Raw genomic sequence first — 15,520 nt, 5'->3', positions numbered from 1 at the left:
AACTATTGGTTGATCTCTTCCAATATTTCTTTAATAATAGCCGCATTTTTATCTATATATCCTGTACTTAACATATCAAAATGACTGCCAAATCCGTTATATACTTTGAACTCTCCCGTTGTTGCCTCTCTCCATCCTTCACATAAATCAGCTTCACCTTCATTGTCTTGCTGCTGTGATATAATAAGATGGATATTGGAGTTTATCTGTCCCGAGTTTATAACACTTCTAGTGTATTTATGATAATTTCTCATTCTTTCAATGGCCTTTTCAATAACTGCCTGGTTATCTCCAAACATGCCTTTTATAAGTTTCTCATTTTCTTCTATAAATTCTTTATCCTGTTGCTCAGCAAGTTTCTTAGCATCTTCGCTTTCTTCCTCAATAAGGACAAATGATTTAGCCGAATCCAGAAAGATTATATCGGATACATGATGTCCAGTTTCAATTAATACTTTAGCAACTTCAAATGCCAGATTACCTCCTGCCGAGTAACCAAATAGAATATATGGGCCCTCGGGTTTGACAGAAGTAATTGCCTTCACATACTCCTCCATCCTGCTCTCATTTTCTATAAAGTCAAAGGAATATATGGAATAAGCATTCATTTGTTTTGATAAACTACCATAAGCTATTCCATTTCCTCCTCCTGGAGGGAATGCAAACATAAGACTCTCCATTGCTGAATTAAAATGAATTGCCGGACTTGGTGTAATATAATCATTGGCGTACGTATTGTGTATAAAACGGGCAATTTCCTTTATGGTTGGGGCCATATAAAAGTCTTTTAGTGGTACCTCAACATTTAACTGTTCATAAATTCTGCTTATAAGGGATATTGCCTTCAGTGAGTATCCTCCCAGTTCAAAGAAGTTATCATTCACACCAATTTTTTGTACTCCAAGGGCATCATGCCACAGCAGTGCAAGCTTCTCCTCAACTTCACCGCAAGGCTCTACATACTCTACTGATGTAGCTAAAGTACCGTCATTTTGGGGTAAATTATTCCGATCTATTTTGCCATTGGCTGTCAAAGGCAGCTTTTCCAGCTGAACAAAGTATTGTGGTATCATGTAATCGGGAAGTTCTTTTAAGAGAAGCGCCCTTAAATCTGATATTGTAAATTCACTTTCCCCTGCTATATAAGCACACAAATACTTGTTGCCCTCCTGGTCTGTCTTTGCAATTACCGCAGCTTCTTTTATTGAAGGATGCTTTAATAGCTGCACTTCTATTTCCCCAAGCTCTATCCTAAAGCCCCTAATCTTTACCTGATGGTCTACTCTGCCTATAAATTCGATGTTTCCGTCAGGAAGCCACCTTCCAAGATCACCGGTACGATACATTCTTTCTCCAGAGCTGAAAGGATTAGCTACAAATTTTTCCGTAGTCAATTCAAGTTTGTTCAAATAGCCTTTTGCCAGCCCATCTCCAGATATATATATTTCACCAGTTGTATTAACCGGTAAGATATTCATGTCTTCATTAAGTATATATATCTTATAATTCTGCAATGGCATACCTATAGGTATACTTGTTAGATTTCTCACCTTCTCACGGCTTAAATGGTAATAAGTTGAATCTACGCAGCATTCTGTTGGACCATAAACGTTTGTTATAGTAGGGTTATTATCTTTATACCGATCATAGAAACCTTGTATACCTTTACATGAAAGTTCTTCCCCTCCGATAATAAACTGCATAACTGAAAGACTTTCGCCAGGCCTGGCAGTATCTGTTAAAAGCTTTATATGTGCTGGTGTTCCGTCTGAAACAGCAATTGAATTCCTGTTATAGTACTTTAGAAGGCCCTCACCATCTAGCCTTGTATCCTCAGGAACTATAAACAGCGTATGGCCAAGGAGAGAAGCCGCAAATATTTGTTTTACAGATGCGTCAAAAAAGTAAGGGGACACAAGGGCAACATTTAAATAATTATCATAATTTTCATAGACAAGCTTTCTTAGTCCATAAACCAAGTTAACTACACTTCGATGCTCTATCATTGAACCCTTCGGAACTCCAGTAGATCCCGATGTATAAATGATATAAGCTAAGTCCTCTGGTTTATTTATTTTATCAAGGTTTTCAGCACTTCCAATGTATATTTCAGGGGAATCAAGCAGTAATATATTACCGTAAAACTCTGCTTTATCCGCTAAATGTGATTGCGTCAACAGCATAGTTGCATTACTATCTTCCAGTAATTTTTTTATTCTTAGTCCAGGAAGTTTGGTTGAAATTGGTAAATAGACACCTCCTGCTTTTAAAATTCCCAGTATTCCAACCTGCATATCTACGGATCTTTCTACCATTATTCCAACTATGCTGTTTTGCTTTACACCATTACTTCTAAGTGCTCTGGCAAGCTGATTTGCCTTTTCATTGAGCTGCCTGTAGGTTAATTGCTTGTCCTCAAACACTACAGCTACATTATCAGGTGTCCTTTCCACTTGGTCTTGGAACAGCTCATGTAGAGTCTTATCCCTAGGGTATTCTGCCTTTGTATCATTAAAACTATTTAGTATTTGCTGTTTTTCATCCTGAGATAGTATATTTATTTCGGACAGCATCTTTTCGGGGTAAGCTGTGATCTCTTCCAGTACATTGATGAAATGGACCCCAAGTTTTTCTATTGTCTCTTTCTTAAACAGACGAGTAGCATACTTTAACCCAAATACAATATTATTCTGGGTCTCTTGGGCGTTTAGGGTCAAATCAAATTTGGACGCCCTGAACTCATTATCATAGGGCATGAACCTTAGCCCATTCATCTTAAATTCTGATGCCTCTTTATTTTGCAAGACAAACATAGTATCAAACAGCGGATTTCTGCTCAAATCCCGCTTAATGCTAAGCTTCTCCACAAGTTCCTCAAATGGGTAATCCTGGTTTTCATAAGCCCTTAGAGCATTTTCTTTTACTACCATCAAAAACTCGCTGAAATTCTTTTTACCTTGAGGGTAATTCCTCATAGCTAGGGTATTGACAAACATGCCTATGATGTCCTGCAAATCTGTATGTGGCCTTCCTGCTATAGGGCTTCCAATTACGACATCTTCCTGTCCGGTGTATTTGAAAAGAAGCACATTGTATGAAGCTAGAAGCACCATATACAGTGTTGCTCCATGATCCACGGCAAGCTTGTTCAGTTTATGTGCAAGTTCCCGGCCTGTTTCAAAACTGACCATATCGCCTTCAAAACTCTGTATAGCCGGCCTTGGGTAGTCTACCGGCATATCAAGTACTGGTATTTCTCCCCTAAATGCCTGGAGCCAGTATTCTTCTTGTTTACTGATTGTGCCGTCAGCAAACAATTTATTCTGCCATACGGAATAGTCCTTGTACTGAATCTGAAGTGCTGGAAGATTCATTCCTTCATACAAGCTTATGAATTCTCTTACCAGTATTTCATCCGACACCCCGTCAGATATGATATGGTGTTTATCAAGCATCATGACATGCCTGTCTTCTCTAATTTTTACGAGCCCTGCTCTTAGTAAAGGAGCCTTGCCAAGGTCAAATGGCCTTATGAATTCATTTGCTGCTTCTGAGGCTTTTTCTTCGCCGGTTTCCATGTACATGATACTAAATTCCACCTCATCATGGACCTTCTGCACCGGTTCACCATCTACCATATGGAAGGAGGTCCGGAAAGCCTCATGCCTTTTTACCAGCTGATCTAAGGCTTTCTCAAAACGTTCTATATCAATACTGCCTTCTAACAACATAAACTCTGGCATATTGTATGCCACCCTTGCTCCTTCAAGCTGATTTAATATATACAGCCTTCTTTGGGAAGACGACATAGGATAGTATTCCATTTCTCCAGTGGGCTGGATAGATTGATAAATACTCTCTTGGGCTTCCTGGATGTACTTGGCAATTTCTGCAATTGTCGGCAGCTTGAATATCTCCTTAAGAGATATATTTACATTGAACTCTTTGTGAATTTTGGCTGCAAAGTTTATTGCTTTTAATGAGTGCCCCCCAAGCACAAAGAAATTATCATTTCTCCCTATTTTCTCAACCCCCAGGATATCCTGCCACAATTGTACAAGCTTCTCTTCCACTTCACCTGAAGGTGCTTCATACTCTACTCCAGTATTTAAATGAGCAGCAGGGTGGGGCAAGTTCTTCCGGTCTATCTTACCATTGGCTGTCAAAGGCATTTCATCCAGCTGCATGAAGTATGCCGGGATCATATACTCGGGCAATTCTTTTGAAAGGCATTCCCTTAGTTCAGTTATTGTCAGTTCATTTTCCCCAACGAAATATGCACACAGATCCTTGTTCTTCTGTTGGTCTTCCTTTACAATAACCACAGCTTCTTTTATTGAAGCATGTCTTAATAGCTGAGCCTCTATTTCTCCAAGTTCTATTCTAAATCCCCTTATCTTTATCTGGTGGTCCATCCTGCCTAAAAATTCTATATTCCCGTCAGGCAGCCATCTTGCCAAGTCCCCAGTACGATACATTCTTTCTCCCTTTATAAACGGGTTAGATACAAATCTTTCTGCAGTAAGCCCCGTCTTGTTTAAATAGCCTTTGGCAAGACCATCCCCAGATATATATAATTCCCCAGCGATACCTATAGGATTTACTTCTAATTTCTTACCAAGTATATATGCTCTGGTGTTTGGCAAAGGACGGCCTATGGGGATATTATCCAATCCACTAAGCCCCGCCGCAGTAATCAAATATTCCGTAGAATCCACACAGCATTCGGTAGGACCATAAACATTTGTGATGCAAGGTTGCACATCCTCAAATCTGCTTAGGAAGTCTTTTACTGCATCAAATGGAAGAACATCTCCGCCTATAATAAAATGTCTCACTTTTAGGTTATTATCTATAGGAGGAGAATTTAACATCATATTTACGTGTATGGGCGTTCCATCCGAAATATCAATCCTATTTTCACTATAGAAGTCCAGCAGCTTTTTACCGTCTTTCCTTGCTTCCTCCGGTACAATGTACAATGCATGCCCCATTAGCAGTGCTGCGAAAATCTGCTGCACCGAAGCATCAAAAACATAAGGGGCAATGAGGCAAACATTCAACGGTGATTCATATTTGCTATATATTCTCTGGAACAGACCCTCTACCAGGTTTAATACACTCTTATTATCAATGCAAACACCTTTAGGGTTTCCCGTTGAGCCAGAGGTATAGATAATGTACGCTGTATCACCAGGCTTATTTATACATTTTATATTCACATCGTTTATAAAATTATAATCATAATCAGATAAATCAATAATCTCACCATCGAAATCATCACGATCCATAAGATGATTTTGGGTGAGTAAAATTTTGGCCTTGCTGTCCTCCATCATATACCTTTTTCTTTCCAATGGATAATTAGGATCTACAGGAAGGTACGCCCCCCCAGCCTTGATTACTGACATTATACCTATAACCATTTCAGGCGAGCGGTCCACCATTATGCCTACAATATCATCAGGCTTTACTCCCTTTTCTCTTAATGCCCTGGCCAATTGGTTTGCCTTTTGATTCAGTTCTCGGTAGGTTAATTGTTTACCTTCAAAAACCCCTGCAATATGATCAGGAGTCTTTTTCACTTGCTCCTCAAACATTTGGTGTATGGTTTTATCCAGGGGATATTCGAGAGCAGTATCGTTAAAGCTGTATAATACTTGCTGTTTTTCTTCCTGTGATAACATTTCGATTTCATAAAGCCTTTTTTCGGGGTATGCTGCAATTTCTTCCAGCAAATTGATGTAATGAGCCCCAAGTCTTTCAACTGTTTCTTTCTTAAACAGTCTTGTACAGTATTCGAGTTCAAAGGCTATACCATCCTCAGTCTCAAATGCATTTAAGGTGATGTCAAATTTTGATATTCTGCCTTCTATCCCTTTGTTGTACGGCTTGAAGCTTAGATCAGACGTTATGAGCTCTGCTTTTCCAACATTGTATATGGCAAACATGGTATCAAAGAGGGGATTCCTGCTCATATCCCTCCTTATGTCCAGCTTATCCACTAATTCTTCAAACTGATAGTCCTGATTGTCGTATGCTTTCAAAGCATTTTCTTTAACTTCTTTCAAGAATTCAATAAAAGTCTTTTCTCCTTGCGGGTGGTTTCTCATGGCCAGAGTGTTTACAAACATACCTATGATGTCTTGAAGGTCAGCATGAGGCCTTCCAGCTATAGGACTTCCCACAATAATATCTTCCTGTCCAGTGTATCTAGATAACAGCACATTGTATGCAGCAAGAAGCGTCATATATAATGTAGCTCCATTGTCTGATCCAAGCTTGTTAAGTCTAACCGCAAGCTCGCTATCAGCTTCAAAGCTGATGTAGTCTCCTTCAAAGCTTTGTACTGCGGGTCTTGGGTAGTCGGTGGATAAATCCAGCACAGGGATCTCTCCCTGAAAGGTCTGGAGCCAGAATTCCTCCTGCTTACTTATGGCAGCTCCTGCAAACAATTCCCTCTGCCAAACTGAGTAGTCCTTGTACTGTATACGCAGTGGAGGAAGTATTTTCCCTTCATATAAGCTTATAAACTCTCTTACCAGTATGTCGTTGGACACTCCATCCGATATGATATGATGCATGTCAAACACCATAATATGTCTGGCTTCTCCAATCTTTACAAGTCCAACTCTTAATAGTGGAGCCTTTCCAAGGTCAAAGGGCCTTATGAATTTCTCCACTATTTCGGGAACCTTCTCTTCACTGGTTTCCAGGTACATGATACTTAGGTCCGCCTTGTCATGGACTTTCTGAGACAGCTCTTCCTCGATCATATGGAAGGAGGTTCGAAAGCTCTCATGCCTTTCTATCAGACTATGAAAAGCCTGCTCAAAACGTGCTTTATCAACAGTACCTTCCAGCAATATTATGCCAGGTATATTGTAGGCGATTCCAGCTCCTTCAAGCTGGTTTAATATATATAGTCTTTTCTGGGCGGATGACATGGGATAATATTCCATATCCCCAGCACGTTGAATGGACTGATATAGGCTCTCCTTTGAGTCTTCAATGTAGCTGGCAATTTCTAAGATGGTTGGTGTCTTGAATATTTCCTTAAGAGGTATGTCTACATTGAACTCTTTGTGAATTCTTGCTACAAGGCTTGTTGCCTTTAACGAGTGTCCTCCGAGCATAAAGAAGTTATCATTTCTTCCTACCTTCTCTATTCCAAGGATGTCCTGCCACAGCAGCGCAAGCCTTTCCTCCACTTCACCTGAAGGCGCTGCATACTCTGTTCCTGTATTTATTCTTCCATCAGGCAGCGGCAGCGCCTTTCTGTCCAATTTTCCATTTATGGTTAACGGTACTTTTGCTATCCTCATAAAATAGGATGGAATCATATAATCGGGCAGCTCTTTAGATATAAGCTCCCTTATTTCGGTCACTGTCACTTCTCGGTCAGACACTATATAAGCGCAAAGATACCTGCCTACACTTGAATCCTCCCGGTCAATGACCACCGCCTCATTTATATCAGCATGCTTCAAAAGGGCTGCTTCTATTTCCTCAAGCTCGATTCTATACCCTCTTATTTTAACCTGGTGGTCTTTTCTGCCGGCAAATGCAATATTCCCGTCAGGAAGCCACTTTGCAAGATCTCCTGTTTTATACATCAGTTCTCCAGGCATAAATGGGTTCGGTACAAACTTTTCCCTGGTAAGTTCCGGTTTTTTCAAGTATCCTCTCGCCAATCCTGCCCCGGAAACACAGAGTTCACCCTCAACACCTATGGGCTTAAGATTATTGTTTTCATCAACTATAAACACCCGGGTATTGGTAATAGGTTTACCAATAGGTACCGACTTATCGGCCGTCTCACAATCATCTGCTTTCCATACCGTTGCACATACGGTTGTCTCAGTAGGTCCATAAGCATTTATATATGAAATCCTGTTGCTCCATTTCTTTAAAAGTTCGAGAGTGGAAGCCGAACCTGCTGCAATTACCTTCTTTAAGGAAGTTACTTTTTCCGGGTCCAGATTTGCCAGATACGGAGGTGGTAAAGTAGCAATAGTTATCTCATTTTCATTTAGGTATTCTTCAAATCTTCGATAGTCATTGATAATATCGCCTGAAGATATATATAGTGTTGCTCCTGCCAATAGTCCCATAAATATTTCCCAAACTGCAGCGTCGAATGAAATTGATGCAAATTGAATAATCCTATCGCTTTCACTTACATTTAAGCGGGTCTTGAAAAACGCCTCCAGATTTGCTACCCCTTTATGTTCTACCATAACCCCTTTAGGTTTTCCTGTAGACCCAGATGTATAAATGATATATGCCAAATTTTGCGGTGAACATACCACTTCCAGGTTCATAGGGTTTCCGGCATAAAGGCTTTCATCTTCTATGTCTATATACTTCCTGTAAAACTCCACTTTCTCCAGGAATTGCTTTTGGGAAATCAGCACCCCTATCTCGCTGTCCTCGAGTAAATATTCGATTCTTGCCTTAGGGTAGTCAGGATCTATAGGCATATATGCCCCTCCGGCTTTAAGTATGCCAAATATACCTATGACCATCTCCAGTGAGCGTTCTACCATAATACCCACTATGCTGTCTGGTTTAACTCCCTTATCCCTCAACACTCTTGCAAGCTGATTTGACTTCTCATTGAGTTCCCTATAGGTTAGCTGCTTACCCTCAAGCACCACTGCCGCATTGTCAGGTGTCTTCACCGCTTGTTCCTCAAATAGTTGGTGAATGGTCTTTTCCCTGTGGTATTCCTCCGTTGTATTATTGAAGCAGTGTACTATTTCTTTCTTTTCCACTTCGGTGAGTATATCAATATTCCTAATATGCATATCGGGATTATCGGTTACAATTTCTATTACCGACTGAAAATGTCCCTTGATTTTTTCTATGAAATTACCATCATATACCAGTGAGTTGTAACTGAATTTAATAGATAATTCCTTACCGCCATCAACGAGTATCCCAAAATCATAATTCGTCTGCTCGAATATTTCCATTCCAACTACATTTAAAATGCCATTACTGGATGAAGCATTAACCGCTTCATCCATAGGGTAATTTTCAAAAGCCATGACATGATGTATCAAGGCATCTTTCAAGCATGTTTTTGACTGCACATCCGCCAGAGGATAGAAACTGTACCGGTCAGATTCAAGCACCGATTGCTGCATCTCTTTGATCAGTTCGGTAAAAGTTTTATCCTCATCACAACTCACCCTTACTGCAACGGTATTTATAAATAAACCCACCATGCTCTCAATTCCCTGTATTTCATGAGGCCTTCCCGATACCACCTCACCAAACACCACATCATCGGTATTGTTATACCGCTGTAATAATATCCCCCATATGGTCTTTATAATGGTACTCATGGTTGTATTGTTTTTGGCTGCAAACTTCTCAAGATCGCTAGTTATTTGTTCAGATATTTTAAACTCCGTTTCTTCAATCCTGAAATCATCACTTGCAGACCTGCCGTTTTGGGGAAGGACTGTCTGATGCTCGTAACCTTTAAGATAGGTTTCCCAGTAATCTGCGGCCTCGTTCTGATTTCTGCCTTCCAACCATTTGATATAGCGGCTGTAAGGATATACCTTTCCTGACTCCGGCTCCCGGCTATTCATCAGGGCTTCATAGTTTTCCATAAATTCTCTAAATATATTTGCGAGACTCCACCCATCAATAATGATGTGATGAAAGCTCCATACCATGTTATAAGATTGGTAGCCTGTTTTAATTACACTTAATCTTGTTAAAATATCCCTTGATAAGTCAAAGCCCTTTTTTCTGTCTTTAACCCTGTATTCTTCTATATACCTATCCCTTAGTTCTTCGGCAAGGGAGGTAATATCCTCATAGCTGACAGACAGCTTTCTTTCCTTCATGACTACTTGTAAGGGCTTGGCTACATTTTCATACAAAAAAATTGTTCTCAAAGCGTCATACTTTTCAATAATGATATTAACGCTCTTTTCAACACAATCAATGTCCAGGATGCCTTTTATAGAAAGTGATATCTGCTCAAAGTAGGCGTCTGAATTTTTATCCATCATATAGTGGTACAATATCCCTTGGTGCATAGGAGTGAGCCGGTACATATCTTTTATGTTTTGTTTCTTCAAATCACTCATAAGTACTCCTCCTTAAATACAAACTCTTTTTATTCGAAGTTATTCAATACGTCTTCAAACTCATCCATATTCAGATCGTCTACTGTAAAATCACTGAGTGTAGCTTCTGAATAGTCCATTTCTGCACAATGGGTTATTATGTTTACTAAATGCTTTTTAAAACTCACCGCTACCCCTTCAATAGTACTCTTCTCATACTCGCCCTGGTTGTAGCTAAAGTTTAATTCCAGCTTCCCGCCTTCTACAGTTCCGCCGTTAATATCAATACAATACTCACTCTTATAGTTTGGTCCTGTAGACTCTCCGGCAGGAATATCAGACACTCCAAATAAATTGTCTACATTATCCTGGTTGAATTGACCGAGGTAATTGAAGCTTATTTCAGGGTTTAGATTAAAGTTTAAATCGGCTTTGTTTTCCGGCAAGGTAAGATATTTTAGTATGCCGTAACCTATCCCTTTGTTAGGTATCTGCCTGATGTTTTCTTTTACCGATTTGATCATGCGGGAAATATCGAGTTGTCCGCTGACATCTAACACCACGGGATACTGGGTGGTGAACCATCCCACGGTCCTGCTTATGTCAATGTCTTTAATGATTTCCTCCCTGCCGTGCCCCTCCAGACTGATCAGAACCTTATCATTTCCGGTCCATTCCCTCACTGCTAATCCCAAGGCGGTAAGCAATATGTCGTTTACTTCTGTGTTATAAGCATGGTTTACCCGCTTTAGCATCTTCTCAGTCTCTTCAATACTCAGCTCGATCTTGACGCTATTGTTATTCATATACCTTCTTTCTTCAATCTCTCGGTCTTTTGGAAGCGGTATTGTTTCAGTTTTTTCCAAATTGGTCCAGTAATTTATTTCTTTTAATAGTTCAGGGCTATTGGCATACTCATCAAGCCTCTGTGCCCAATCTTTGAAAGAGTTGGTCTTGTTGCTGAATTTTATTTCATCATTGTTTAGCGCCTGTCTGTATCCTATGTCCAAATCTTCCAGTATGATTCTCCACGATACCCCATCAACTACAAGGTGGTGAATAGCTATTAGCAGGTGGTCCCCTTCTTTAGTCTTAAACAGACCAACCTTAACTAAAGGACCGTTATACAAGTCCATGCTCCTCTGAATCCTCGACGCTTCCAGCTCTATTTTTTCCCGGTAATTATAGCTGTCCCTAAGGTCTACAATTTCCAATGAAAAATGTTCACCTTCAAGGTTTTTGTTGTATTGGAGTATATTTTGATCCTCTATTTTTACCACTGTTCTAAAAATATCGTGGTGCTCTACAAGCTTTGACAATACTTTTCGAATAATAGCTTCTTCAAATCCGTTACGCCCATATATCATTATTTCCTGATTAAAATGATGGATATCCTTGCTGTCTTGTTTATACAACCATCTTTGTATAGGTGTTATCGGTACTATGCCTTCTACCGGGCCTTGATGAATTCTTCGGCTTGTAGATTGTATATATTCGACGAGTTCCTCAATTACAGGATGTTTGAATAAGTCCCGCATTTCAAGCTTTAGCCCATGGACGTTAAGACGCGACATTACCTGTATGGCTTTTATTGAGTCTCCTCCAAGGCTGAAGAAATTATCTTTTACCCCGATGTTTTCAGTTTTTAGTACGTCTTCCCATACTTTGGCCAGTATTTCTTCTCTTTCGTTTCTAGGAACTACATGCTCTACTCCGGTATTAATATTCCCCTGTGGTTCAGGCAATGCTTTCCGATCAATTTTACCGTTGGCATTAAATGGCAGCTGTTCCAGCTTCATGAAATATGCTGGTACCATGTAGTCAGGTAGTTCGTTTAAGAGATGCTCCCTTAGCTCGGAAATGGTCAATTCATTTTCCCCTACAATATATGCACACAGGTACTTCTTCCCTTGCTGCTCTTCCTTTGCAATAACCACTGCTTCCTTAATAGCAGTGTGCTTCACCAGATGTGCTTCAATTTCTCCAAGCTCTATTCTAAAGCCTCTTATCTTTACCTGGTGGTCGATCCTGCCCATGAATTCGATGTTCCCATCAGGAAGCCGCCTTACTAAGTCCCCTGTGCGGTACACTTTTTCGCCGGGAATAAACGGGTTAGGTACAAATTTTTCTGCTGTCAGTTCAGGTCTATTCAAATAGCCCCTTGCAAGACCGCTTCCACCTATCACAAGTTCACCGGCCACTCCTACAGGAGTTAATTGGTTGTGCTTGTCCAGTATATAAAGGTATACATTCTGTAAAGCTTTCCCTATAGGTACTGTTATAAGTTCTTCTGCTATTTTCTTTGTTATACTGTAACCCGCTGCATATATCGTGGACTCTGTAGGCCCATAGATATTTTCCAGAGATGTGTTCTCTGAGACATCGAAAAGCTCATGGACAAGCTTTTTGGGCAGCGCTTCTCCAGCAGCAAAAATATACCTGAGAGTTGATGGCAGTTTTATACCATTATCTTTTAAAGTCTGTACCATTATATTCAGCATTGATGGTACAAAGTTTACATGGGTTATCTTATGCTTGTTTATTACCTCTACTAACTCCATAGCTTCCTTTTCCACACCTTGGCGTGATATTACAAGCTTTCCTCCGTTGAGGAACCAGCCAAATATCTCAGCTACGGATACGTCAAAGGTATAAGTTGTTTTAAATAGAAAAGCGTCTTCCGCTTTAAGCGGATACATGGCCTGGAGGGCTGTAATTATGTTTACAACGCTAGTATGCTCAATCATTCCACCTTTGGGCTTCCCTGTCGAACCTGATGTATAAATGACGTACGCAAGGTCCGAGGGTTTGTTTACATTTTCAAGCTTTGAGTTCTCTTCATTTAAATATTCTTCCTCCAGATATATAATATCCGCATCAATCTGCTTATTTTCCATAAAGGTCCTGGAGGTCAAAAGGATCTGGGAACCACTATCGTCCAACAAATACTTTATCCTTGTATCAGGATAATTAGGATCTATCGGCAGATACGCCCCTCCAGCTTTCAATATGGCAAATATCCCCACAATCATCTCAAATGAACGTTCGGCCATAATTCCTACAATACGGTCAGGCTTTACCCCTTTGTTCCTCAATACTCTGGCCAAATGATTTGCCTTTCCGTTCAATTCCCTGTAAGTCAAGTGCTTGTCTTCATATACCACAGCTATGTTGTCAGGTGTCCTTTCCACCTGCTCAGCAAACAGCTCATGTATGGTTTTGTCCTGCGGATAGTCTTTCTTAGTATCATTAAAGTCTATCAGCAACTGCTTTCTTTCTTCATGACTTAATATAATAAGCTTGTCAACTGACCCTTTGGGGTTATGGATAAACATATTTAAAATATTAATAAAATAGTCTATACACTCTTCTGCCTGTTTTCTTTCCAATACTTTGTCCGAGTAGATCAAGCTTATATTAAGATCATCGAATGTATTACTTACTGTAAAGTCAAGACTTGTATTGGTTGCTTCATATTCATCAACTGAAATTCTATCTTTAACATCAGCGATTTCTTTGTTTATTATCTCGTTATATATATGAAAATCCACATAATTGAATATGGTATCAAATAAAGGATTTTCCTCTTTGTTTTCTTTTCCGCCCAGGATATTTATGATCTCAAATAAAGGCAGTCTTCCATAAAGCTTTAAGTTTATTAATTTCTTTTCTGCAACTTTTATCAATTCCTCCCATATATCGATTTTATCAAAACACATTTTGACGGGAACCGTATTTAAGAAGCACCCCAGCATCTTATCTCCATCTTCGCATACAGGTCTGTTATTTTCTACCAAACCTACGACAAAGTCATCCTCGTATGAAAGCATATTGAGCATATAAGTGTATGCAGCAAAGCAAAGTGTCTTTAAGCTTACATCATATCTTCTGGCAGTACTTCTTAAATCACCTAAAAATTCCTGACTTAAATGGCGTGTTACATGGTCTACTTTATAAGATTTTTTTGTTTTTCCATGAATATTTGCAGGCATATTCAACCTTTTATATTCACTTAATTCCTCTCTCCAATAATTAATTACTTCCTGGTTGTCCTTAATTGTCATTTGGTCTGCTATATAATCTTTATAGCCGCATTTAAGCCGTGTTGGTATATAATCTTTTTCTTGCTTAAGCTTAGAGTATAGGTTTGAAACTTCCGTAATCAATGAAGCAACACTCCAGCCATCCAGGATAGCATGGTGGAATATCAGAACCAGACAAATATGGTTTGCGTCAAGTTTGAATATTCTTATCCTCCAAAGGGGCTTTGATATATCAAACGGATTCGCTCTGTCATTTTCCAAATATTTGTTTATATACTCAACCTGCCCTGTCCTGCTAAAATTCATGATATCTATCTGCTCAATATCAAGACTACTGCCCTTGTAAACAATTTGCACAGGAGTTTCAAAATCCTCTAAATTAAAAACCGTCCTTAAAATATCATGTTTTGACGTCATTAGAAGCATCGCTTCTTTAAATGCTGGGAAATCAAAGTCTTTGTCATTCAGATGAAATGCAAATTGGTCATGATAAACTGCATTTTCATAGTTTTTTTTGGAATGATAAATCATACCCAGCTCTATGTGACTCATCGGATATATATCTTCCATGTCCGAAGGTAACTTTTCTGAGAGAGTTTCATTCATCAATATTCGCTGTTTAAATAACTCCAGTTCTTCCCTTGCTTTACCCATCTTACTGTTAAAAGCTTCCGTATCTTTTACTTTTAAGAATGCAGACAATCTCTCAATATCAGGATTCATGTATATATCCCTGATTTGGATGTTTATATCCAACTTTTTGCATATTGTGCTGACTAATGATATTGCACGTATAGAATCTCCGCCTATTTTAAAGAAGTTGTCCCTTATTCCTACCTGTTTTGCTCCAAGCACTTCCTGCCATATTTCAACCAGTTTCTCTTCCACTTCATTCCGCGGCGCTACATATTCTGTTCCCGTACTCATACTTCCGTCAGGCTCGGGCAATGCTTTCCTGTCTATTTTTCCATTAGGGGTCAATGGCAGCTTTTCCATCTGCATAAAGTAAGAAGGGATCATGTAGTCCGGGAGCTCTTTTGACAAGTGTTCCCTCATCCCCTGTACGGTTATTTCTTGATCCGGTACGACGTACGCACAAAGATACTTATTTCCGTCAGCTCCTTCTTTGTCCAATACCACTGCTTCTTTTATTGTTTCATGCTTTAATAACCGGTTCTCTATTTCACCCAGTTCTATCCTGTAGCCTCTTATCTTTACCTGATGGTCGATCCTGCCCAGGTATTCTAGGTTGCCGTCAGGCAGCCACCTTGCCAGGTCACCTGTCCTGTACATCCTTTCACCCGGTGCGAATGGGTTTGCTGCGAATTTTTCTTCTGTAAGTTCCGGTCTGTTCAAGTACCCTCTTGCCAGTCCATCCCCTGCTAT

Annotated in this window: 2 protein-coding genes; both read right to left on the bottom strand. The window is 39.7% G+C overall.

Annotated elements, in window-relative coordinates:
• Positions 1–2: 2 nt before the first annotated feature.
• Entirely contained in the window at positions 3–10,112 is a 10,110-nt protein-coding gene (locus FKV70_RS21550; protein ID WP_142614335.1) for a non-ribosomal peptide synthetase, read from the bottom strand.
• Positions 10,113–10,141: 29 nt separating this feature from the next.
• Positions 10,142–15,520 (bottom strand): non-ribosomal peptide synthetase (locus FKV70_RS21545; protein WP_142614334.1); only part of this gene is annotated, 5,379 nt, incomplete at its 5' end.

The sequence above is a fragment of the Paenibacillus ottowii genome (genome assembly GCF_006874425.1).
GTDB lineage: Bacteria > Bacillota > Bacilli > Paenibacillales > Paenibacillaceae > Paenibacillus > Paenibacillus ottowii.
The sequence above is the reverse complement of the archived record's forward strand: the minus strand, read 5'-3'. Positions and strand labels throughout refer to the sequence as shown.

Bases quoted from the DNA above. Each gene is read 5' to 3' on its own strand.
- FKV70_RS21550 (WP_142614335.1), bottom strand. From the start codon at position 10,112: ATGAGTGATTTGAAGAAACAAAACATAAAAGATATGTACCGGCTCACT.